Raw genomic sequence first — 22,520 nt, 5'->3', positions numbered from 1 at the left:
CTTAGGTCTTCTCCGACCTAAATCATCGACATGGATACCAGTGTGCTACCGATTATTATCTTATTACCGCTTATACTCGGCACCACCCTTGTCTCACAATTGCAACGCATTTCGCGTGGCATGACGGCACTTGGGGCCATAGGCATCAGCCTTAGTTGTTTTATATTGCTTCTTACACAAGCAGAAACGGTTCTTCAAGGAAATACGCTACAACAAAGTTGGGATTGGCTTCCACAACTCGGAATTAATCTTAGTTTTCGCCTAGATGCATTAGGGTTATTGTTTGGTTTGCTGATTAGCGGTATCGGCACACTCATTTATATTTATGCCTATTATTATTTAAGTCCCAAGAACTCTCTAAGTAAGTTATATCAACTATTGATGTTGTTTATGGCTGCTATGCTGGGAATTTCACTCTCAAACAACCTGATTATTTTATTGGTTTTTTGGGAACTCACCAGTATTTCATCTTTTCTTTTGGTTGGTTACTGGAGTCAATACGACGCGGCACAACGTGGTGCGCGTATGGCACTTACCATCACAGGAATGGGTGGTTTAGCCATGCTCGGTGGCTTTGTTCTACTGGGACAAATCACTGGAACGTACGAAATTGATCAACTGGTATTAATGAAAGATACCATTCAGCAACATCCATTATTTGTTCCTACACTATTACTCATTCTATTAGGGGCATTTACTAAAAGTGCGCAGTTTCCATTCCATTTTTGGTTACCCAATGCAATGGCAGCGCCTACACCAGTCTCTGCCTACCTACATTCAGCGACGATGGTAAAAGCAGGTATTTTTTTACTTGCTCGTTTAGCCCCTATTTTTATCGGCGCTGCGCTTTATCACAATATTGTCACTTTCGTCGGTCTATTTACATTGTGTATGGCAGCAGGTTTTGCCATTTTCAAAGAAGACCTTAAAGGTCTATTGGCATATTCAACGATCAGCCACTTGGGTTTGATTGTTTGTCTGCTTGGTATTGGTTCACCACTTGCTGTGGCTGCGGCAATTTTCCACATCATTAACCATGCCACATTCAAAGCAGCATTATTTATGCTTGCAGGTATCGTTGACCATGAAACTGGAACACGTGATCTACGCAAGCTCAGTGGGATTTGGCAATTCTTACCTTTTACAGGCACATTAACCATGATCACTGCTGCCTCTATGGCAGGCGTACCTTTGACCAATGGCTTTATTTCCAAAGAAATGTTCTTTACGGAATTATTGGCTAATTTGTCGGGACCAGTGATGGTGATTTCAGCGATTGTTGCAACTTTGGCTGGTATTTTTGCAGTTAGCTATTCAATTCGTCTCGTTCATGGTGTGTTTTTTGATGGTGATCTAGGTAAACAAGTTCCAAAGAAAGATGCACATGAACCGCATTTGGGTATGCGTCTACCTGCCATTATTTTAGCAACGCTATGTATATTAGTGGGTGTTTTTCCAGCATTACTCGCAGGCACATTAGTGAATAGTGTGACTCGTGCAAGTTTAGCTCAACCTGAATTTGAAGGTACACATTTAGCGATTTGGCATGGTATTAATGCCCCACTGATTATGAGTTTAATCGCTTTGGTCGGAGGTGCTTTATTCTACTTTACACTTGCTAAAGATGGACGCATTAGAAAAATAGACTTAGATCCTTATTTAGGTCGATTACAAGGCAAAATCTTATTCGAGCTTTTCTTAAAGCATTTATTACTGACCAGTAGAAAGATAAAACAAGCGACCGAAACAGGTTCTTTGCAAAACTATGTTCTATTGATTGTTTTATTCAGCGTTATCATGGTGGCACTCCCCCTCTTCAACCAAGGGCTAACAACTGGCACCCGTGAATTAACCCATGCACCGTGGATTGCGATTGTACTGTGGCTGACGTTATTCTCAGGCTGTTGGATGATGTTATGGTTCCATCATGAACGAATTAAAGCTGTTCTGATTAGTGGCGCAGTTGGTCTGGTTGTGACGATGGTGTTTGTGACCTTATCCGCACCTGATTTAGCATTAACCCAGATTACGGTTGATGTTGTTACTACCGTACTGTTACTTATGAGCTTGTCTTTACTTCCACAGTTAACACCATATGAGTCAAGTCGTTCTCGACGTTATCGAGATGCGATATTGGCTATCGTTGGCGGTGTAGGTATTGGTTGGATCACTTGGTTGATTCTAACGCGTGATCACAATTCAATTTCATGGTTCTTCTTGCAGCAATCCATTCCACTGGGTGGCGGTTCAAATGTCGTCAATGTAATCTTAGTCGATTTCCGTGGATTCGATACCTTCGGTGAAATCACGGTATTAGGTATTGCCGCTGTAGGCGCACTTTGTTTGATGGACGGAATGCGTGCTCACGGAACCACCATGACCAAAGGTCTATCTTACCGCTTTAACCCTTCACCATTAATGCTACGTATTAGTGCTTCATGGGTTCTGCCTTTAGCCTTAGTGATCAGCGTCTATATTTTCATGCGCGGGCATAATTATCCAGGTGGCGGCTTTATTGCGGGCTTAATCACCTCAATGGCATTAATCATTCAATATATCGTATTGGGTCAAGATCAAGCTGAGCAATTGATTAAAGCAAAATCTGGTCGCTTATATGAGATATGGATTGGTGCAGGCTTAACTATCGCAGGTCTAAGTGGAATTGCAGCCTGGTTATGGGCACGTCCATTCCTAACCAGTGCACATATTTATGTAGAACCACCTTTACTTGGAAAAATGCATCTAGCCTCAGCAGTATCATTTGACATTGGTGTTTACATTACCGTTGTTGGTGCAGCTATGTTGTTGATTTCGGTCTTAGGTGATTCTCGTCACTCAAGTATGTCGGGTCCAATCCCAAGTGGAGATAAATAAAATGATAAGTATTGAATTTTTACTGTCTTCTGGGATTGGCTTATTAATCGCAACAGGTATTTATCTGATTCTGCGCGCTAGAACATTTCCAGTGGTTTTAGGCTTAGCCATGATTGGCTATGCGGTTAACTTATTTCTATTCGCTATGGGGCGTTTACAAACCAATTCACCCGCCATCCTAACAGAAGCAACCAAAGTGACTGATCCATTGCCTCAAGCCTTAGTACTGACAGCAATTGTTATTGGTTTTGCGACAACTGCTTTTATCGTGCAATTGGCACTACGCAGTCGCTATGAGTCTGGTACCGATCATGTTGATGCTAAAGAAGACCCAACCTTAACTTATGACCCACGCGAGGATGAGCCATAATGTTTGATTTTCATAATTTTTGGCTTGCTCATGCTCCGATACTTAGTATTCTTATCCCAACCTTTACCAGCTTCATATTGTTGCTGCTTGGAAATCCCGGTTCTGGTTCATTAAAACAAGATTGGCGTCAACCTTGGCGACGTGGTATCAGTTTAACTGCTGCTGTTTTAGGTTTAATAACAGCGATTAGTTATGTACTAATCGCAAATACTGGGCAAATTACGGTCTATCAACTTGGTGAGTGGTCTGCCCCTTTTGGGATTGTCTTAGTCCTTGATCGCTTATCCGCATTTATGCTGGTACTGACATATGCACTTGCTGTGCCTGTTATATGGTATGCAAGCGATAACTGGGATACTCGTGGACGCTATTTCCATACCATGTTCCATTTTTTATTGATGGGACTGACGGGTGCATTCTTAACAGGCGATTTATTTAACCTCTTCGTTTTCTTTGAAATTTTGCTGATGGCTTCCTATGTGTTGCTGTTGCATGGTCAAGGTCGCCCTCGATTCCAACTTGGTGTGCATTACGTCACTATCAACTTACTTGCCTCTGCCCTATTCCTGCTTGGATTAGGGATGATTTATGGCAGTGTTGGTAGCTTGAATATGGCAGATGTTGGTCGCTTAGTTCCAACCTTGGATGGTGATCAGCATAAACTTGCGATTGCAGGCGGTTTACTGCTTTTTGTCGTATTTGGAATTAAAGCAGCGATGCTACCTGTTGGCTTCTGGTTACCCAAAACCTATGCTGTTGCAAGCACACCTGTCGCTGCTATTTTTACCATTATGACTAAAGTGGGTATTTACGCCATCTTACGTGTCAATGGCACAGTGTTCGATGATACGATGGCACAGAACATCTTCAAAAACTGCCTGATGATTATTGGCTTAATTACATCATTTTACGGTGTGATTGGAGCATTGGGTGCTGATCGTTTACGTCGTTTTGTTGGTTTCATGGTGTTGTCATCTATTGGTACATTACTGATTGCGATTGCGATGTTCAATACTGAAGCGTGGGCCGCAGCTTTATATTATTTGGTGCATAGTACCTTGATTGCCGCTGCATTCTATTTGTTCTGTGGTTGGATGACATCGCAACGAGGTTCATTTAAAGATCATTTAAAAGTTGCTCCTCGAATCAAGCAAGAAAAAGCGGCTGCTTTTACCTACTTTACCATTGCGCTTATGCTGGCTGGTTTACCACCTTTTAGTGGCTTTCTAGGTAAAGTATTTATTTTACAAGCAACAGCAGAATCAGCTTATCAAGCGTGGGTTATTGCTGTCATTTTGATTGTCAGTTTACTCAGTATTATTGCTCTCACTCGTGTTGGCTTTATTTTATTTTGGCGGGCAAGTCCACCAGAAGAAAACCCAAATGAACAAGCTTATACGGAATATCAAGCTCTGCCTGAACATGCGCCTAAGCGCAATGATCAAGCGATTTATATACTGCTTGCAGGATTAATGGCTTATGTTGTTTTTGCTGCACCAATTCAAACCTATGCGATTTCAACGGCTCAGCAAATCCAAAATCATGCACTTTATCAACATGCTATTCTGAAAACTGATGCTCAAGGTAAAGCGATTAGTGTTCAACCCTATGATCCTACTTACTTACCAGAAACCAAGTATGGTGGTGAAGTAGAAGACCATAATGCTTTGCTTATTCCAGATGTGATCTCTCAAGCAACCTTGCAAGGCGAACATATTTCTGAATATAAGCAACGTCAAATTGCTGAACAAACTTTAGATGCACCTACGATACCAAATGAAACCCAATTAAAACCAATGGAGGAACACTAATGCAAAAAATTACGTTGCTTGAACGTTGGTTCCCTCACCCATTCGTGTCTTTTTTGGTGTTCATCACTTGGTTAATGCTGGCGAATAGTTTAGATCTGTCAGATATCTTACTTGCATTTTTATTGGGGATTTTAATCCCACGTTTAGTTCGCCCTTTTATTGCGAGAACACCCCATATCCACTGGACACCTGCAATTAAATTAGTATTTGTAGTGCTTTGGGATATCGTGATTTCAAACTTTCGAGTCGCAAAAATGGTGCTTGGTCCTTTGGAAAATCTTCATCCTAAATGGTATCGCGTTCCGTTAGAAACCGAACACGAGCAAGTCAACACCTTACTTGCAATGATCATTACCACGACACCAGGAACTGTATCTGCAGGTATTGATCAAGAAAAAGGTGACATCTTAGTCCATGCATTAAGTTCTGATGATATTGAACTAGATATTCAAGAAATCAAGAATCGCTATGAAAAACCATTAATCGAGATTTTTGATGTGAAAGTTGCAGAAGGAGCTATGAAATGACCATTTTACCTTATGCACTTGGGATCAGCTTGATTGCTATAACAATATCAATGTTCATCTGCCTTATTCGTCTGATCATCGGCCCTTCTGTGATTGACCGCTTATTAGCACTCGATACACTTTTTCTAAACGCAACATGTTTGATTATCGTTTTAGGAATTTATTGGACCAGTACCAATCTTTTTGAAGGTGCCTTATTAGTTGCAATGCTCGGTTTCGTTTCGACAGTTGCACTTGCTCGATATTTCACGACTGGACATGTCATTGATTAAAAGGAATACGCTATGCAAATAATTTTTGAAATTATCATTTCATTCTTTTTGATCTTTGGCACATTTTTTATGCTGATTGGTTCAATCGGAATGATACGTCTACCCGACTTATTCATGCGTCTACATGCACCAACCAAATCCAGTACACTTGGCTTAGGGAGCTTCCTTATTGCGGCAATGATCTTTGGAGCAACTGAAGGTCGTTTTGGTTTTGCCGAATTACTGATTACGTTGTTTGCCTTTATCACTGCACCAGTATCTGCGAATTTAATGGCGCAGGCTGCGATTCATTTACGTTTGCGCTCAACCAGTGGGGATGTACCAGAAGCTTTAAATCGTCCATTGCCTTGGCAGCGATATCGTCGCGTTGCAGAAAAAAAAGACCAACAATAGTTGGTCTTTTTATTTAACAGTAGAACAGTTTAGTGGGCTCAAGGCTAATCATAAATCTTTAACAAATTAGTCCAATCAATGATTAAACTTATATCACTAATTTAAGCTTCTATCTGCAATGTAGAAACAAGGAAAACTATTATTTTCCATGAAGTTTACTTAAAACCGCATGTTTTAGTTTAAGACATAAAGATATTAAATATAAAAATCCTCATGATAATTGAGGCATAAAAAAGCCACCCTAAGGTGGCTTTTTAACTTATTCTTTGTCTTGCTCTTGTTCAGGCAAATCTTTCACAGCTTCCGCAATCAAACCAAACATATAGTTACCATATGCATTGGTCTTATCGTAATGGAAACGCAATCTAGGTGTTATACGCGTCTTGATACGACGACTCAATTCGTGACGCAAGAAACCAGAAGCTTTATTCAACACATCTAACGTTTCTTTATTTGCTGCTTCACTTTGATCATCACCCAGTTCACGCCCCATCACAGTGACATAAACTTCAGCATAACCCATATCTGCACTGACTTTCACCGCAGAGATGGTCACTAGACCACCTAAGCGGGGATCTTTAAGCTCCTGACGGATCAGCTCAGACAACTCTCGTTGTACTGAATCCGCCATGCGCTTTAAGCGTTGGCTACCCGCCATTAAAGACTCCGTTTAATCAATTGAACATCATAGACTTCGATCTTATCTTTTTCTTTGATGTCTTTATAGCCTTTCACCGCAAGACCACATTCCATACCAGCACGAACTTCTTCAACCACTTCTTTATAGCGACGAAGAGATTCAAGCTCACCTTGGAATACCACCACGTCATCACGTAATACACGAATCGGTTTGTTACGATGTAAGACACCTTCAAGCACCATACAGCCTGCTGCTGCACCAAATTTACTTGAATGGAACACTTCACGTACTTCTGCAACACCAAGAATCGTTTCACGATGTTCAGGTGCAAGCTTACCGCTCATTGCTGCTTTAACATCATCAATTAAATGGTAGATAACGCTGTAGTAACGAATATCAATACCATCTTGATCAGATTTTTGACGAGCTGTGTTATCCGCACGTACGTTGAAACCTAATAAAACTGCTTCTGAAGATTCCGCTAAAGTTACATCTGACTCAGTGATCGCACCAACACCAGAACCGATTACACGGACTTTAACTTCATCTGTAGAAAGCTCATCAAGCGCAACATGTAATGCTTCCAACGTACCACGAACATCAGTTTTGAGTACAACATTCACATAAGGAATATCTTTTTTACCCATAGACGCCATGATATTTTCAAGACGCATTGCACTTGCACGCTCTAAACGTTTATGACGTTCACGGTCTGAACGAGCATCAGCAACTTCACGTGCTTTCTTCTCATCATTGACCACAAGAACTTCATCACCTGCCATTGGTGCATCAGGTAAACCTAAAATTTCAACTGGAATTGAAGGACCTGCTGACGTGATACGCTTACCATTTTCATCTACCATCGCACGTACACGACCGTAAGAAGAACCAGCAAGAACTAAATCACCAATATTCAATGTACCGTTTTGTACAAGAATTGAGGTTACTGCACCGCGACCTTTGTCAACACGTGCTTCAATAACCACACCTTGAGCTGCACCTTCTGCTGAAGCTTTAAGCTCCATCAATTCAGCTTGGATCAAGATAAGATCAAGTAAACCATCAATACCTGCACCGGAATGCGCAGAAACTTTAGCGATTGGAACATCACCGCCCCACTCTTCAGGCACAATACCTTTAGTAGTTAATTCATTTAATACACGATCAACATCTGCAGACTCTTTATCCATTTTGTTGATAGCAACAATAATTGGAGTACCCGCTGCACGAGCATGGTCGATTGCTTCAGCAGTCTGTGGCATTACACCATCATCAGCAGCTACAACAAGAACCACTATATCCGTTGCTTTTGCACCACGTGCACGCATAGACGTAAACGCGGCGTGACCCGGTGTATCTAAGAAAGTAATAATGCCTTTCTCAGTCTCAACGTGATAAGCACCGATATGCTGTGTGATACCGCCTGCTTCCCCCGCTGCCACTTTAGAGCGACGAATGCGATCCAGCAATGAGGTTTTACCATGGTCAACGTGACCCATGATTGTCACTACTGGTGGACGAGTCGTTTGTTCACCACGTGCTTCTTCAGCTGCTTCTAATAAATTATCTTCAGCTTGTGTATCAGAAACTAATACTGGGTTATGACCCATTTCTTCAACAACGAGTACCGCAGTATCTTGGTCAATCGCTTGGTTTTGAGTAACCAACTCACCCATTTTCATGAGTGTTTTGATAACTTCACGAACTTTAATTGCCATCTTTTGTGCAAGATCGGCAACTACAATTTTCTCACCAATTTCAACATCATAAACTTGCTTTTTAACAGGTTTTTCAAAGCCATGTTTATTTGCTTGGCTTGTTTTTAAACCACGTTTATGATGGCTTTTGCTAAAGCTTTGCTCTGATTGAGCATCACCACCACGACCACCTTTCTTACTCGCACGTGGATTTGCAGTAGCACCACCACGTTTGATTTCACGGTCTTCTTTATTGAAAGAATCTTCGTATGCCTGACCAACGAGACCCGCAGCCAAAGGCGAATCATCAATAACACGAATCGTTGTCGTTGCATCATCACTTGAATATTTTGATGCCATCTGACGCATTTGCTCAAGTGTACGCTGTTGCGCTTCTTCAGCTGCTTTACGACGCACTGCTTCTTCAGTTGCTTTCAACTGAGCTGCTTGTGCTTCACGTGCTTTTTTCTGTTCAGGGGTTTCTGTAGGCTTAATAACAGGTGCTTTAATCACCTTGTCACTACCACGCTTTTTCACCACAACAGCCGTTTTAGCTGGTGCTTGCGCTGCACTATTAGACGTATGCGCTGCACGCATTGCATCTAAAGTTGCATTGGCTTTTTTCTCAGCAACATCGCGTGCTGTTTGCACTGCTTTGTCACGTTCTGTTAATTCTGCACGTGCTTTGGCATCAGCTTCTGCGCGTGCTTTTGCTTCAGCAGCAAGTAATTCTGGATTTGGCTTAGCAAAAACTTGTTTTTTGCGAACTTCAACATTAATGTTTTTAGCTTTACCCGAAGTACTTGTTACTTTAGCAGTACTCGTTGTTTTACGTTTCAACGCAATTTTTCCTGTGTTACCACTGTCCTGACCATGTACTTTTTTCAAGTGATTGATCAAAGTATCTTGCTGTTCAGCGGTAATAATGTCATCTGCTTTACGCTGTGGTAGACCTGCATCGCGAACCTGCTCTAGGAGTTTCTCTACAGGACGTTCTACGCTGAGCGCTAACTCTTGAATCGACTTGTCCGTCATCTATTATCTCCTAGTTAAACCATGATTCACGTGCTTTCATAATGAGTTGACCTGCTTTTTCATGACCTAAACCTTCGATATCTGAAATATCATCAGTTGCTTGATCAGCTAAGTCATCTACAGTAATCACACCACGCGCCGCCAATGCATATGCAATCTCAGTCGTCATACCTTCCATACCGAGAAGTTCTGCACTTGGCTCTTGAATATTTTCTTGCTGTTTTAAGGCATCAGTCAACGCAGCTTCTTTCGCACGGCTTTGCAACAATTCAACTAAATCAGCTTCAAGCTCAATTTCATCAAATGTTTCAGCTGGTACGTAAGCAATCTCTTCTAATGAGGTAAAGCCCATTTCGACCAAAGCCATTGCCAAGTCTTCATCAATATCGAGACGTGAAACAAACATATCTAAATATTGTTGAGCTTCATTTTGCTGACGAGCACGATACTCTTCTTCTAACATCATGTCGAGTTTATAACCGGTTAATTCCGATGCTAAACGAACATTTTGTCCTTGCGAACCAATCGCACGAGCCAATTGATCATTGGTTGCAAAGATGATATCCGCACTACGCGCATCTTCATCTAAAACGATACCAGATACATCAGCTGGCTCTAGAGCACTTGCAATGTATTGTGCTGGATCATCTGACCAAACAACCACATCAATACGTTCGCCATTTAACTCTTGTTGAACTGCTTGGATACGCGTACCACGCATACCAATACATGCACCAACAGGGTCAATACGATGATCATTGGTTTTTACAGCAATTTTAGCTCGAACACCTGGTTGGCGCGCTGCAGCTTTAATCTCAATAATTTCTTCAGAAATTTCTGGAATTTCTTTTTTCATCAAAGCGATTAACATTTCAGGACGTGCACGAGACAATAACAATTGCGCTCCACGACCTTCACGGTTAACGTTGTATAAAATAGCATTTACACGTTGCTTAGGACGTAAAATTTCTTTATGAATGGTTTCTTCACGCGCTAAATAAGCTTCAGCATTGTCACCAAGATCAATGATAAAGCCATCTTTAGTTTGCTTTTTCACTTCACCGTAAATCAACTCACCCACTTTAGATTCATAAGCATCAGCAACCAATGCACGTTCTGCTTCACGAATCTTTTGCACAATCACTTGTTTAGCGATTTGCGCAGCAATACGACCGAACTCAATCGATTCGACTTCAAGTTCACGAATATCACCAATCGACCATTTCGATGCATCTACATCAGAAATTGCATCCTGACATGCTGGCATTTCATGATCTTCATCAGCAACGAGAGTCCATTGACGGAATGTACGATAATCACCAGTTTTACGATCAATCTCAACACGAAGTTGAGCTTCTTCTGAATTTGTGCCTTCGTAGAATTTTTTCTTCGTTGCAGCAACAAGTGCTTGCTCTAATGCCTCGAAGATCGCTTCACGACTAACACCTTTTTCATTACTAACCGTTTCTGCAACGGTAAGAATTTCGCGGCCCATAAGTCACCTACCGATTTCTTATAAAATTAAATTAATATTAGTCTTGATAGATTAAATTTGCTTTATCAATATTATTACTATCAATTTCAAGCACATGTTTACCTTCCACTTCAACTTGAATAATTTCATTTTCAAGGTCTACAGAAAGTAATTTTGCTTGGAATTTACGACGGTTTTCGACGGCAGCAATTAATCGTAAAGCCACTTGTTGCCCAATATAAGCAGGCAATTGATTTAACTGGAAAAATGGACGATCCCACCCTGGAGAAGACACTTCTAAAGCATATTCACCAGCAATTGGATCATGAACATCAAGCATTGCACCGACTTGTTGTGTCACTAAAACACAATCCTGAACGCCAATACCACGGCCTTGTTCAACTTCACCATCTTCATTTAGGACAGGTTCAGCATTCTCATCAACGACTCTATCGATATAGATGCGTAATAAAGAACGTTTACCTTGTGGCAGGAACTCAATCCCCCACAGATCTACACCACAAGCAGCCACAGCTGGTGCGATTAGATCATGCAATGCTTGAGATTTATTTGATAATTTCATTTACTCTCGTCGCTCTCATGCGAGCCAATCAATCTTAACCGTATAGTGAAGCACGACTATTTGACCAATTGATGTCGAACACTACACGATAGCTAAACAACCAATAAAAAAGGGCGTAAATCGCCCCTATATTACACAGAAAAGCATTACCCACTGTGCAAAAAGGCCCACCATAACTGTGAGCCTCTTTTAGAAACTTGGTAGCGGGAGCTGGATTTGAACCAACGACCTTCGGGTTATGAGCCCGACGAGCTACCAGACTGCTCCATCCCGCAACAACGTGCAAAAATTATATACAAATATGAAAAAAAGTCAATCTAAGTTTTCATATTTGCTTGACTAAGTTGCACCTTAATCAAATGGTAGCGGGAGCTGGATTTGAACCAACGACCTTCGGGTTATGAGCCCGACGAGCTACCAGACTGCTCCATCCCGCATCAATATCACTGCAAACACCGAACTTACTGGTTATTAAGTTTGGTGCGGAAGGGGGGACTTGAACCCCCACGCCCGAAGGCACTACCACCTCAAGGTAGCGTGTCTACCAATTCCACCACCACCGCAGCTTTATGGGACGCATTCTATGCCCTAAACTCACAAAAGAAAAGGGTTAATTTAACTTATTCAGTTGTTTTTGGTGCGTTTGATGAAGTTTCAGGCGATGAAGCAGGTACAGAGGTTGAGCTTTGTACAGATTTTAAACTATATGCATCAGTTGTCTGTTTTTTTGCAAATACTGCTAGCGTTAAGCTTGTGACAAAAAATAGTGCAGTAAAAATTGCAGTTAAGCGTGTCAAAAAGTTACCCGCTCCTGAAGCACCAAACACAGTTGCAGCGCCACCACCACCAAATGATGCACCTGCTTCCGCACCTTTACCTTGTTGTACTAAAACCAAAGCAATAATTAAAATTGCCAAAATGATGTGTACAACGAGTATAAAACTATACATTTCTATTCCTCGTTATTTGCTTTGAGCAAATGCTTTTGCGATTTGGTAGAAAGATTGAGCATTTAGAGATGCACCACCCACCAAAGCACCATTAATATCTGGGCAAGCAGCCAATTCTGCTGCATTCTCAGCTTTCACACTACCGCCATATAAAATTGCTATCGTCTCACCCAAGGCGCTAATCTGCTTTAAACCCTCACGAATTTTTACATGCATTGCTTGTGCATCTGCGGGTGAAGCAGTTTTACCTGTACCAATCGCCCAAATGGGTTCATAAGCTATCACGATATTGTGCCATTGTTCAGCTTTTACAATAGAAGCAATATCACAGATTTGTTGCAAGACCACTTGTTCAGCCGCACCCTGCTCACGCTGTGTTAAGCTTTCGCCGACGCAATAAATCACTGTTAAACCTGCATTCAAAGCATTTTGCAGTTTTGCTTTTAGGATTTCAACATCGTCACCGAATAACTCACGGCGTTCCGAATGCCCTATTAATACATATTCAATCTGACTATCTTTTAATAGTTCTGCACTCACCTCACCCGTATAGGCACCTGTACCTGCGACTTTTGATACATCTTGAGCAACCGTATAAATCGGTCGTACCGCATCACCCAATTCATTATGGATATTAGTCAAAGCGATGGTTATAGGCGCAACACCAATGTGACAATACTCAGGTGAAACATTTTCTTGTTGCAACAATTGTTTAAATTCTTTTATTAATTGAAGAGCGTCAGCATGCTTTGGATTCATCTTCCAATTGCCAACAACCCAAGGGGTAATCGTCGAAACCGACATACGTCGCCCACCTATTACTTATTTCTAAAAAATGCTGCACATTTTACACGTATTTTTAGAAAATTCATTTTTTTATAGTGTTTAAATTTAAATCAGCATTGTAATTCAATTAATCAAGCAATAATGGATATTTCAGAGACTAGATTGGCTATGTATTTCATAGAAATCAATTTAATTCCGTGCTCTTTTTTCTTTATGTTTTCTAAACAAGATATCTTTTTGAAAAATTATTTGTTAAAACATTCGATCAGTTCAAAGTTTTTCAACTGAATCACGTCAAAAACGACATTTTCTCTAGTAGTATTTTTACGTAACAAAAGTATAATTTTCTTCATAGCTATTATAACCATATTGTCATAAGGCGGACAGATGTCAGGATTACATACGTCTCCAAAATTTTCGGGGTTCATTCGACGTTTAGTTGAAGATGGTCACATGACTGCATCAAACATGCAAAATGCAATTGATGCAGCAAAAAAGGCTCACCAAGATATTGTTGCTCATTTAATAGAACATCAACGTCTTGCTCCACTTACTATTGCTGAAAGTATCTCGGTCGAGTTTGGAGAACCACTATTTGATTTAGGGGTTTACGATACCGCTTTATTGCCACGCGAGTTAACCGACAACAAACTCATTCAAAAACATCGCGTGGTGCCTTTGCTTCAGCGCGGACAGATTCTGTATGTCGCTACCAGCAATCCCACCAATATCGATGCATTAGATGCGATTCGTTTTAATACAAAACTCAACATAGAACCTGTCATTGTCGAATTCAATAAGCTAGACAAACTGATTGAACAACAGTTTGGTGATAGTTCAAGTTTTGATTTTGGTGATAGTGAAGATTTTGATCTAGATGTTGATGTCGGTACTGAAGCTCCATCAGAAGATGATGATAATACACAAACTGATGAGTCACCGATTGTAAAATATATCAACAAACTATTGATTGATGCGATTCGTATGGGCGCATCAGACTTACATTTTGAACCTTATGAAAAAATGTATCGTGTCCGCTATCGCGTCGATGGCGTTTTAAGACAAATTGCAAATCCACCCTTGCAGATGGCAAATCGATTAGCATCGCGTTTAAAAGTAATGTCGCAAATGGATATTTCTGAAAAGCGAATGCCTCAAGATGGTCGTATTAAGTTAAAGCTATCTAAAACCAAAGCCATTGATTTCCGTGTCAATTCACTACCCACCCTGTTTGGTGAGAAACTCGTTTTACGTATTCTAGATCCATCCAGTGCCATGCTCGGAATTGAGGCTTTAGGCTATGAGGATGAGCAAAAAGCACTATTTTTAGAAGCACTTGATAAGCCACAAGGCATGCTACTAATTACAGGCCCAACTGGTTCAGGTAAAACTGTATCTTTATATACTGGTTTGAATATTCTCAATACTGAAGATACCAATATTTCAACTGCCGAAGACCCAGTTGAAATCAACTTGGAAGGGATTAACCAAGTCAACGTGAATCCCAAAACAGGACTTACCTTCTCTGCTGCATTGAAAGCATTCTTACGCCAAGATCCCGACATTATCATGGTTGGTGAGATTCGTGATCTTGAAACGGCTGAAATTGCCATCAAGGCTGCGCAAACAGGACATATGGTGATGTCAACACTCCATACCAACAGTGCTCCTGAAACATTAACACGTTTACGTAATATGGGGGTTCCTTCATTTAATATTGCAACGTCTGTCAACTTAGTGATTGCTCAACGTTTAGCACGTCGTTTATGCGCACAATGTAAAATACCAACAGATGTTCCTAAACAAAGTCTTTTAGAACTTGGTTTCACAGAACAAGATTTAGCAGATCCAGAACTCACAATTTATCAACCTGTTGGCTGTGCTGAATGTCGAGAAGGTTATAAAGGACGTGTTGGTATTTATGAAGTAATGAAAGTGACACCAGAAATCTCAAAGATCATCATGGAAGATGGCAATGCCATAGAGATTGCTTCTGCATCGGAAAGAGCAGGCTTTAATAACCTACGTCGCTCGGGTCTGAAAAAAGTGATGCAAGGAATAACTTCTTTGCAAGAAGTCAACCGAGTAACAAGTGAATAAAATTAATAACAAGGATTACTAATCATGGCAGCTAAAAAAGCGCAAATGATGCCTACTTTTGCTTATGAAGGGGTTGATCGTAAAGGGGCGAAGGTTAAAGGGGAACTTCCTGCTCGTAATATGGCTTTAGCGAAAGTCACATTACGAAAGCAAGGTGTTACAATCAAAAATATTCGAGAGAAACGTAAAAATATTCTCGAAGGTTTGATGAAAAAGAAAGTCACAACGCTTGATATCACTATTTTCACGCGCCAACTCGCAACCATGATGAAAGCAGGCGTACCATTGGTTCAAGGCTTTGAAATCGTTGCTGAAGGCTTAGAAAATCCATCTATGCGTGAAGTGGTATTAGGCATTAAAGGTGAAGTTGAAGGCGGAAATACCTTTGCAGGCGCATTGAAAAAATATCCGCAATATTTTGATAATTTATTCTGCTCATTGGTCGAATCTGGCGAACAATCAGGCGCCTTAGAAACTATGCTTGATCGCGTAGCAATCTATAAAGAGAAAAGTGAGCTACTTAAACAAAAAATCAAAAAAGCCATGAAATATCCTATTTCGGTGATTGTGGTCGCTGTTGTTGTCACTATTATTTTGATGGTCAAAGTGGTTCCAGTATTCCAAGATCTTTTTAACTCTTTTGGTGCCGACCTCCCAGCTTTTACCAAAATGGTCGTTAATATGTCCAAATGGATGCAGGAATATTGGTTTTTACTAATCATTGCGATTGCTGCTGTGATTGCTAGTTTTTTAGAGGCAAAAAAACGGAGTAAGAAATTCCGCGACTTGCTCGATAAAATGGCACTCAAAGCTCCTATCTTCGGAGATTTAGTGTTTAAGGCTATTATTGCACGTTATAGCCGTACTTTAGCAACAACTTTCGCGGCAGGTGTTCCATTAATTGATGCGCTTGAATCAACAGCGGGCGCAACCAATAATGTAGTTTATGAAGAAGCAGTGATGAAAATCCGTGAAGATGTTGCGACAGGACAACAGCTTCAGTTTGCAATGCGTGTATCAAATCGTTTCCCATCAATGGCTATTCAAATGGTTGCCATTGGTGAAGAATCTGGTGCTTTAGATAGTATGTTGGATAAAGTGGCAACCCATTATGAAAACGAAGTTGATAATGCTGTCGACGGTCTCACGTCAATGATGGAACCACTGATTATGGCTATCTTAGGTGTTCTTGTTGGTGGCTTGGTCATTGCCATGTATCTACCAATCTTCCAAATGGGTTCTGTGGTCTAATGCAAGAATTACTTTCTTATTTTATCGAAAACCCAACTGCGCTTTATATTGCAGTTGGGCTTTTTAGTTTATGTATTGGTAGTTTTTTAAATGTCGTGATTTTTAGAACACCTAAAATGATGGAACAAGAATGGCATCAAGAATGTCAAATGCTACTGCATCCTGAACAACCGATTATAGATGAACGCCAATTAACTTTAAGCCAACCAGCATCCACCTGTCCTAAATGTAAATCACCTATCCGCTGGTATCAGAATATCCCTATCATCAGTTGGCTTATCTTGCGCGGAAAGTGTGGCGCTTGTGACAATCCAATTAGTATTCGCTATCCGTTTATTGAACTATTAACCATGATTTGTTCATTGATCGTTGTGGTTGTATTTGGTGCGACAATCCAAATGCTGTTTGGTTTGATTCTCACATGGACACTCATCACCTTAACTTTTATTGATTTCGATACTCAGCTTCTACCTGATCGATTTACATTACCTTTAGCTGCATTAGGCTTAGGAATTAACAGCTTTGCAATGTATACGACGGCTCATGCTGCTATTTGGGGTTACTTAATTGGCTTCCTATGTCTTTGGATTGTTTATTATGTTTTCAAGATCATAACTGGCAAAGAAGGTATGGGTTACGGTGATTTCAAGTTACTCGCTGCTTTGGGCGCTTGGATGGGTCCGATGATGTTACCTTTAATTGTATTATTATCTTCTATGGTTGGCGCAATCATTGGTATCATCTTAATGAAGATGCGAGGTGAAAATCAGCCTTTTGCATTTGGTCCTTATATTGCAATCGCAGGTTGGATTGCTTTTCTATGGGGCGATCAAATTATGAAAATGTATTTGGGTGGTTGATATATGAGTTTTATCTTGGGAATTACAGGTGGTATCGGCAGCGGTAAATCTGCTGCCACGCAATGGTTCGAGTCTCAAGGTATCACAGTTATTGATGCAGATATCGTTGCTCGTGAAGTTGTAGAACCTAAACAACCTGCTTTAGAAGAAATACAGCGCACTTTTGGAGATTGGGTTTTACTCGAAGATGGCAGTCTAAATCGCCGAGCACTTCGCGATCATATTTTCCAATTTCCTGAAGCCCGTCAAACTTTAGAAAAAATTACTCACCCTGCTATTCGTCAATCAATTACTCAACAACTCAAACAAGCTGAAAGTCCTTATGTGATTTTAGTCTCGCCTCTTCTTTTTGAAACAAATCAACATGAACTCACCCATCATACTTTACTGATCGATGCGGAAGAGCAAACGCAGTTGCAACGTGCAAGTCAACGTGATGGTCAAACTGAACAACAAATTCGGAGTATTATTGCCGCTCAAATGCCAAGAGCTCAAAAATTGCAACTTGCCAATGATGTTGTACTTAATGATGGATTGTTAGAGCACTTACACCAACAATTGAAGCCTCTACACCTTAAATACCTACAGAAATCCGAGCACATTTTTTAATTTTTTGCTTGCTGTTCAAGCTTTGTTGCCAAACTATCTTTACGCAACCATCGCCAAGGCTGTAATGCTCCTACCCCCATACCAACTAAACCCGAGATAATTGCAGGGTTTAGGTTTTCATTTAATAACGGCACAGCAACAATAGCTGCAATAAAAGGAGCTAGCGTGACAATACTTCCTGTTTTAAATGCGCCTAAGCGTTGGATGGCTGCAACGTAAGTTAATGTAGCGATAATAACCACCAATACACCATGAAATAGCCCTTGAATTAGCAAATGTATTGGCGCTGCATCCTGAAAATGTTTAGGAATAAATAAAATGTAAATGGGTAAATAGATGATTGCTGACCAAATCACCACCCCCGCGGTTGCATGCCAAGCTGATAGTTTCCATTGTTTGAGTAAAACAGTAAAAATACCCCACCATGCAGCACTAATAAAAAGCAGTACATCCCCCCACCCCAATACTGAAGCTTGATCTTGTAGCATTAAATAGCTCATCAATGCCAATGCAGCCATCATGATAATCAAGCTCAACCAAGTATGTTTATCAAAGGGTTGTCTAAATAAGATATAGGCTGCTACCGCGGTACATAAAGGAATACAACCATTTAGGAAAATAGCAGCATGCGCTGCTGGCGCATGTAAAAAAGCGGTATATACTGTGAAACAATAGGCTAAACCACCGATCAATGCCAAGATCACAGGCTTAGGATGCCATAAGAAGGCCAAATCTTTTTTATAAATTAAAACAGGCAATAATATCAAAGAAGCAATTGCAAAACGCATTGCAACAAGATCCCACATACTGATATGCCAATGTGCATTTAAACGGGAGAAAATCGTAAATCCTCCCCAAATGCACATTGTAATCAATACAAATAGATAACCTTGCGTACGAGCGGTCATTTGGAATTACATTGGCAATACTTAGACCAATTATACAACACTACGTTGGCGGCATGCTTCATAAAGTGCCATGCCTGTGGCTACACTTACATTTAGACTTTGTAAATCACCAGACATCGGGATATAGACTGTATGATCACACTGAGTCTGGGTAATCGGTCTCAAACCCGTATCTTCTGCGCCCATTACGATCACAACAGGACCCTTAAAATCACATTGTTGAATCGGTAAAGCCTTTTCATCCAACATGGTGCCAATCACTCGTGTATGAGTGGTTTCTTTTAAATGGGCTAGGGTTCGAGCTAAATTAGTCACTTGGATAAATTTAACTTTCTCTGCACCGCCTGCTGCCACTTTACGAGCAGTCGGTGTCAAGTTTGCGGAACGATCACGCGGAACGATCACTGCCTGAACGCCCATAGCAGCAGCAGTACGAATGCAAGCACCAAGATTATGAGGATCAGTGACTTGGTCCAGCGCCAGTAACAAAGCATCTGGATTTTGTTGCATTAAATCATCTAAATCTTTTTCATTTAAGGTTGGATGCGGACGTACAGCTGCAACTACACCTTGATGAAAAGGCAAACCTGCCAACTTTTCCAAACTATCACGGCTGGCTTTTTGTACGCTAATCCCAAAAGGTTCTGCAAGTTGCAAAATCTTTTGTAGCCGTTGGTCGTCACGACCTTTTAAAGTAAATAAAGTCAAAACTCGTTCAGGCTCTAACTCTAGCAATGACTCCACTGAATGAACGCCATAATAATATTCAGGTTTTGCCATGAACGACCTCTTCTGTATTCCCTCTTGAACTCAGAGAGAAAAAATGAAATTTAGAAAAATAAAAATCCTGCAAAGTAACTTTACAGGTGAGTAGCGAATAGCTCCGCAAGAGAATTTAATAAAAAAATCCTGTAAATGACTTTACAGGATTCTCTTTAGATATAGTGTACTCGATTTACAGTTGAATAGGTTAGCCTTCTAGATGGCAAACATAATCGAGCACTTCATCAGCTTCGATATGGAACATGCTATTGCCAGGAACATAGAAAGACTGCCCTGCACGAAATAATTCACTTTCTGTGCTATCTGCAATTTTTACACGACATTCGCCAGAAATGATTTCCATACGCTCAGGTACGTGGGTCTCAAAAGTTAAAGGTTGTTCAGTGGGCAAAATCACACCTAACGTCTTTTTCGTACCATCTTCAAATTGTACGGTATGGCTGATACATGCCCCGCCAAAATATACATTTGACTTTTTAATGACCGTAACATGATCAAACTGCACTGAACTCATGCCTACTCTCCAAATAATGCAGCATTTATATTAGGTTATGATGGACGTAGTTTAATTGTGCCTGCGTCACTAATCAATCCATTTTTATCATGCTTACTCAGCAATTTTCATACCTTTCGACTAAAGAATTTCGCAACATAAAAAAGCGGATATATCCACTAAACATTGAGTTTCCCAATATGGCTCAAAATTTTATTCCCCTAAATTATCAAGTTATTTATTTACAATAAGATTGCAAACATTTTAGTTTCAAAAAATCAGCACTGATTTGCACGGATCAAACAAGATACTCTTGTCGCCTTGCTAAAATTTCTCTATCTTTAAGCAAAAGATTTCATGCACTGGATGCATATATGCTCACCCATTTAACTTTAATTAATTTTGCACTTGCAGATCATTTGGCATTGGATATTGAACAAGGCTTCAATGTGCTGACTGGAGAAACAGGTGCAGGAAAATCATTATTGTTAGATGCACTGTCTGCTTGCTTGGGTGAACGTACAGATACCAACTATGTGCGTTATGGTGCTGATAAAGCAGATATTACTGCTGTTTTTAGTTATCAATCTGATAGTGCTGAAGCAAATTGGCTAACAGAACATGAACTTGGTGATGATTCTGGTGAGATTCATCTAAGACGTGTCATTTTTGCCACGGGTCGTAGTAAAGCGTGGATCAATGGGCGCCCAAGTAGCTTAGCTGAATTGAAAGAAATTGGACGTTTACTGGTACAACTTTATAGTCAGCACAGCCAACAACAGTTACTTGAACCACCCTATCCTAAACATTGGTTAGACCGTTATAATAATTTTGCAGAACCAGCCAATGCTGTGCGTGAAGCTTATTCGACTTGGCAGAAAAACATTCGGCAACACCAATCTGCATTAGATGCACAGGCGACCCGTATTCAAAAAATACAAAATTTAGCCTCACAAATTGAAGAACTTGAAGAGATTGTTCAAACGGATTATCGGGAAACGGAACAAGAGTTTGACCGACTTAGCCATCACGAACATATTATGCAAGACTGTAGTTATAGCCTCAATGTCTTGGATGAAGCGGAACAAAATATTACCCAAGAAGTCGCCTCAATCATTCGTCGGCTAGAATCTCATGCTGGTCGTAGTGAACAATTAGCCAATATTTATAATGCCTTGTTAAATGCACAAAGCGAAATAGACGATGCCACTGCGAGCTTACGTCAATTTATTGATCGTCAAAGTTTTGATCCAGAACGGATGGAACAGCTCAATGCAACCTTAGAAATCTTTCATCGCTTAGCGCGTAAGTATCGCACTCAGCCAGAACTGCTCAAACAAGAATATGAGACATGGCAACAAGAATTAGAACAATTACATCAGTTAGAAGATCCTGAAACTTTGGCTGAACAGGTTGAAATCTCATACCAAGACTATAAACAAAAAGCACAATATTTAGATGAAATTCGACGTGAAGCAGCGATTCCACTGGCAAAACAACTCACTGAACAAGTAAAAGCACTTGCTCTGCCTGAAGCATATTTTGAATTTAAATTTGAACCGATGGAATCAGAAAATGCCGAAGGTTTGAGCTTTATTCAACTTCTATTTACCGCCAACAAAGGCATTCCAGCTCAGCCTTTAGCACGTGTTGCATCAGGCGGTGAACTCTCACGTATTGCATTGGTTATGCAAGTGATGAATGCAGAAAAAACCGAATCTGAAGTATTGGTGTTTGATGAAATTGATGTTGGTATTAGTGGTGGAACGGCGGAAGTGGTCGGTCGATTATTGGCAGATTTAGCTCAACATGTTCAATTACTTTGTATTACACATCAAGCTCAAGTTGCTGCTCAATCCGATCAGCATTTACTGGTGAAAAAACAACAAACCGATCCCGCCAGCAGCACCATCATTGAACTTAATGAAGAGCAACGTATTTTAGAACTTGCTCGCATGTCAGGTGGCGTTGAAATTAGTGAAACCACGTTGCAGCACGCGAAACAACTACGTCAACTTAAATTCCAACCTAACTAAATGCGCTTATAAAATATTAGAAAATGATTGGCGAAATCCGATTAACTCTTGTATGTTGATAAAAAGAA

At 40.5% G+C, this 22,520-nt stretch carries 20 protein-coding genes and 3 tRNA genes; 11 read left to right on the top strand and 12 right to left on the bottom strand.

What is annotated here, in order from left to right; translation table 11 throughout:
* The first annotated feature begins 30 nt into the window (after positions 1 to 30).
* The 6 genes from F933_RS10820 to F933_RS10795 are packed head-to-tail and all read left to right on the top strand — an operon-like array spanning position 31 to position 6,247.
* Positions 31 to 2,874, top strand: a complete 2,844-nt coding sequence (locus F933_RS10820; RefSeq protein WP_034710768.1) for a monovalent cation/H+ antiporter subunit A — start codon at positions 31 to 33, stop codon at positions 2,872 to 2,874.
* Between the two features lies 1 nt (position 2,875).
* A complete protein-coding gene (locus F933_RS10815) occupies positions 2,876 to 3,244 on the top strand; it encodes a Na+/H+ antiporter subunit C (protein ID WP_005051034.1) in 369 nt (122 codons plus the stop codon).
* Positions 3,244 to 5,055, top strand: coding sequence for a monovalent cation/H+ antiporter subunit D (locus tag F933_RS10810; protein WP_005061081.1), 1,812 nt, complete (start codon positions 3,244 to 3,246; stop codon positions 5,053 to 5,055). The genes F933_RS10815 and F933_RS10810 overlap by 1 nt, the downstream gene beginning before the upstream one ends.
* Positions 5,055 to 5,582 carry a Na+/H+ antiporter subunit E gene (locus tag F933_RS10805; RefSeq protein WP_005061080.1) on the top strand — a complete coding sequence of 176 codons (528 nt, stop codon included), beginning with the start codon at positions 5,055 to 5,057 and terminating at the stop codon, positions 5,580 to 5,582. Before F933_RS10810 ends, F933_RS10805 begins: the two co-directional genes overlap by 1 nt.
* Positions 5,579 to 5,854, top strand: a complete 276-nt coding sequence (locus tag F933_RS10800; RefSeq protein ID WP_005061078.1) for a monovalent cation/H+ antiporter subunit F — start codon at positions 5,579 to 5,581, stop codon at positions 5,852 to 5,854. The genes F933_RS10805 and F933_RS10800 overlap by 4 nt, the downstream gene beginning before the upstream one ends.
* 12 nt (positions 5,855 to 5,866) lie before the next feature.
* Positions 5,867 to 6,247, top strand: coding sequence for a Na+/H+ antiporter subunit G (locus tag F933_RS10795; RefSeq protein ID WP_005051024.1), 381 nt, complete (start codon positions 5,867 to 5,869; stop codon positions 6,245 to 6,247).
* Positions 6,248 to 6,506: 259 nt separating this feature from the next.
* Here the strand turns inward: F933_RS10795 and F933_RS10790 are convergent, their stop codons facing one another.
* The 9 genes from F933_RS10790 to tpiA all read right to left on the bottom strand — a co-directional run bounded on the left by F933_RS10790 (position 6,507) and on the right by tpiA (position 13,430).
* Complete coding sequence (locus F933_RS10790; RefSeq protein ID WP_004637691.1) at positions 6,507 to 6,905, bottom strand: ribosome-binding factor A; 399 nt, start codon at positions 6,903 to 6,905, stop codon at positions 6,507 to 6,509.
* On the bottom strand, positions 6,905 to 9,619 hold the full coding sequence (gene infB / locus F933_RS10785) for a translation initiation factor IF-2 (RefSeq protein WP_005061075.1): 2,715 nt from the start codon (positions 9,617 to 9,619) through the stop codon (positions 6,905 to 6,907). Before infB ends, F933_RS10790 begins: the two co-directional genes overlap by 1 nt.
* Before the next feature lie 10 nt (positions 9,620 to 9,629).
* Entirely contained in the window at positions 9,630 to 11,114 is a 1,485-nt protein-coding gene (gene nusA / locus F933_RS10780; RefSeq protein WP_005051018.1) for a transcription termination factor NusA, read from the bottom strand.
* Positions 11,115 to 11,151: 37 nt separating this feature from the next.
* Positions 11,152 to 11,676 (bottom strand): ribosome maturation factor RimP, encoded by a 525-nt coding sequence (rimP, locus tag F933_RS10775; protein ID WP_005061072.1) that lies wholly within the window; start codon positions 11,674 to 11,676, stop codon positions 11,152 to 11,154.
* 198 nt (positions 11,677 to 11,874) lie between these two features.
* Positions 11,875 to 11,951 (bottom strand) — tRNA-Met (locus F933_RS10770).
* An 85-nt stretch (positions 11,952 to 12,036) separates the two neighbouring features.
* Positions 12,037 to 12,113, bottom strand: a tRNA-Met gene (locus F933_RS10765).
* Between the two features lie 41 nt (positions 12,114 to 12,154).
* Positions 12,155 to 12,239 (bottom strand) — tRNA-Leu (locus F933_RS10760).
* A gap of 57 nt (positions 12,240 to 12,296) precedes the next feature.
* Positions 12,297 to 12,626: a preprotein translocase subunit SecG gene (gene secG, locus F933_RS10755; protein WP_005061069.1), complete on the bottom strand. Its 330-nt coding sequence runs from the start codon at positions 12,624 to 12,626 to the stop codon at positions 12,297 to 12,299.
* A gap of 12 nt (positions 12,627 to 12,638) precedes the next feature.
* Positions 12,639 to 13,430, bottom strand: a complete 792-nt coding sequence (gene tpiA / locus F933_RS10750; RefSeq protein ID WP_005061067.1) for a triose-phosphate isomerase — start codon at positions 13,428 to 13,430, stop codon at positions 12,639 to 12,641.
* Between the two features lie 369 nt (positions 13,431 to 13,799).
* On the opposite strand from tpiA, the gene pilB reads away from it, so the two are divergent.
* Genes pilB through coaE form a run of 4 tightly spaced genes read left to right on the top strand, consistent with a single transcriptional unit; the run spans position 13,800 to position 18,232 of the window.
* Positions 13,800 to 15,512, top strand: a complete 1,713-nt coding sequence (gene pilB / locus F933_RS10745; RefSeq protein WP_005061065.1) for a type IV-A pilus assembly ATPase PilB — start codon at positions 13,800 to 13,802, stop codon at positions 15,510 to 15,512.
* Between the two features lie 24 nt (positions 15,513 to 15,536).
* Positions 15,537 to 16,763 carry a type II secretion system F family protein gene (locus tag F933_RS10740; protein ID WP_005061063.1) on the top strand — a complete coding sequence of 409 codons (1,227 nt, stop codon included), beginning with the start codon at positions 15,537 to 15,539 and terminating at the stop codon, positions 16,761 to 16,763.
* Complete coding sequence (locus tag F933_RS17480) at positions 16,763 to 17,623, top strand: prepilin peptidase (protein ID WP_005061061.1); 861 nt, start codon at positions 16,763 to 16,765, stop codon at positions 17,621 to 17,623. Before F933_RS10740 ends, F933_RS17480 begins: the two co-directional genes overlap by 1 nt.
* 3 nt (positions 17,624 to 17,626) lie before the next feature.
* The gene (gene coaE, locus F933_RS10730) at positions 17,627 to 18,232 is read left to right on the top strand and encodes a dephospho-CoA kinase (protein ID WP_005061059.1); all 606 of its coding nucleotides are present in this window, start codon (positions 17,627 to 17,629) and stop codon (positions 18,230 to 18,232) included.
* On the opposite strand, the gene F933_RS10725 is transcribed toward coaE, so the two are convergent.
* The 3 genes from F933_RS10725 to ppnP form a co-directional block, all read right to left on the bottom strand.
* Positions 18,229 to 19,140 (bottom strand): DMT family transporter, encoded by a 912-nt coding sequence (locus tag F933_RS10725; RefSeq protein ID WP_005061058.1) that lies wholly within the window; start codon positions 19,138 to 19,140, stop codon positions 18,229 to 18,231. The two genes, coaE and F933_RS10725, sit on opposite strands and share 4 nt — an antisense overlap.
* Before the next feature lie 30 nt (positions 19,141 to 19,170).
* Positions 19,171 to 19,920, bottom strand: a complete 750-nt coding sequence (gene rlmB / locus F933_RS10720; RefSeq protein WP_005061056.1) for a 23S rRNA (guanosine(2251)-2'-O)-methyltransferase RlmB — start codon at positions 19,918 to 19,920, stop codon at positions 19,171 to 19,173.
* A 190-nt stretch (positions 19,921 to 20,110) separates the two neighbouring features.
* Positions 20,111 to 20,437, bottom strand: a complete 327-nt coding sequence (gene ppnP, locus F933_RS10715) for a pyrimidine/purine nucleoside phosphorylase (protein WP_005050993.1) — start codon at positions 20,435 to 20,437, stop codon at positions 20,111 to 20,113.
* A gap of 353 nt (positions 20,438 to 20,790) precedes the next feature.
* Between ppnP and recN the strand changes: the two genes are divergently transcribed.
* Positions 20,791 to 22,452, top strand: coding sequence for a DNA repair protein RecN (gene recN, locus F933_RS10710; RefSeq protein ID WP_005061054.1), 1,662 nt, complete (start codon positions 20,791 to 20,793; stop codon positions 22,450 to 22,452).
* The last annotated feature ends 68 nt before the right edge of the window (positions 22,453 to 22,520 follow it).

The sequence above is a fragment of the Acinetobacter beijerinckii CIP 110307 genome (assembly GCF_000369005.1).
Lineage (GTDB): Bacteria > Pseudomonadota > Gammaproteobacteria > Pseudomonadales > Moraxellaceae > Acinetobacter > Acinetobacter beijerinckii.
Note: the sequence above shows the minus strand (reverse complement) of the source record. Positions and strands in the feature narration are given on the sequence as shown.

What these genes read in the sequence shown, in the direction of transcription:
- F933_RS10820 (WP_034710768.1), top strand. Translation starts at nt 31, where the DNA reads ATGGATACCAGTGTGCTACCGATTATTATCTTATTACCGCTTATACTC.
- F933_RS10815 (WP_005051034.1), top strand. Translation starts at nt 2,876, where the DNA reads ATGATAAGTATTGAATTTTTACTGTCTTCTGGGATTGGCTTATTAATC.
- F933_RS10810 (WP_005061081.1), top strand. Translation starts at nt 3,244, where the DNA reads ATGTTTGATTTTCATAATTTTTGGCTTGCTCATGCTCCGATACTTAGT.
- F933_RS10805 (WP_005061080.1), top strand. Translation starts at nt 5,055, where the DNA reads ATGCAAAAAATTACGTTGCTTGAACGTTGGTTCCCTCACCCATTCGTG.
- F933_RS10800 (WP_005061078.1), top strand. Translation starts at nt 5,579, where the DNA reads ATGACCATTTTACCTTATGCACTTGGGATCAGCTTGATTGCTATAACA.
- F933_RS10795 (WP_005051024.1), top strand. Translation starts at nt 5,867, where the DNA reads ATGCAAATAATTTTTGAAATTATCATTTCATTCTTTTTGATCTTTGGC.
- F933_RS10790 (WP_004637691.1), bottom strand. Translation starts at nt 6,905, where the DNA reads ATGGCGGGTAGCCAACGCTTAAAGCGCATGGCGGATTCAGTACAACGA.
- infB (WP_005061075.1), bottom strand. Translation starts at nt 9,619, where the DNA reads ATGACGGACAAGTCGATTCAAGAGTTAGCGCTCAGCGTAGAACGTCCT.
- nusA (WP_005051018.1), bottom strand. Translation starts at nt 11,114, where the DNA reads ATGGGCCGCGAAATTCTTACCGTTGCAGAAACGGTTAGTAATGAAAAA.
- rimP (WP_005061072.1), bottom strand. Translation starts at nt 11,676, where the DNA reads ATGAAATTATCAAATAAATCTCAAGCATTGCATGATCTAATCGCACCA.
- secG (WP_005061069.1), bottom strand. Translation starts at nt 12,626, where the DNA reads ATGTATAGTTTTATACTCGTTGTACACATCATTTTGGCAATTTTAATT.
- tpiA (WP_005061067.1), bottom strand. Translation starts at nt 13,430, where the DNA reads ATGTCGGTTTCGACGATTACCCCTTGGGTTGTTGGCAATTGGAAGATG.
- pilB (WP_005061065.1), top strand. Translation starts at nt 13,800, where the DNA reads ATGTCAGGATTACATACGTCTCCAAAATTTTCGGGGTTCATTCGACGT.
- F933_RS10740 (WP_005061063.1), top strand. Translation starts at nt 15,537, where the DNA reads ATGGCAGCTAAAAAAGCGCAAATGATGCCTACTTTTGCTTATGAAGGG.
- F933_RS17480 (WP_005061061.1), top strand. Translation starts at nt 16,763, where the DNA reads ATGCAAGAATTACTTTCTTATTTTATCGAAAACCCAACTGCGCTTTAT.
- coaE (WP_005061059.1), top strand. Translation starts at nt 17,627, where the DNA reads ATGAGTTTTATCTTGGGAATTACAGGTGGTATCGGCAGCGGTAAATCT.
- F933_RS10725 (WP_005061058.1), bottom strand. Translation starts at nt 19,140, where the DNA reads ATGACCGCTCGTACGCAAGGTTATCTATTTGTATTGATTACAATGTGC.
- rlmB (WP_005061056.1), bottom strand. Translation starts at nt 19,920, where the DNA reads ATGGCAAAACCTGAATATTATTATGGCGTTCATTCAGTGGAGTCATTG.
- ppnP (WP_005050993.1), bottom strand. Translation starts at nt 20,437, where the DNA reads ATGAGTTCAGTGCAGTTTGATCATGTTACGGTCATTAAAAAGTCAAAT.
- recN (WP_005061054.1), top strand. Translation starts at nt 20,791, where the DNA reads ATGCTCACCCATTTAACTTTAATTAATTTTGCACTTGCAGATCATTTG.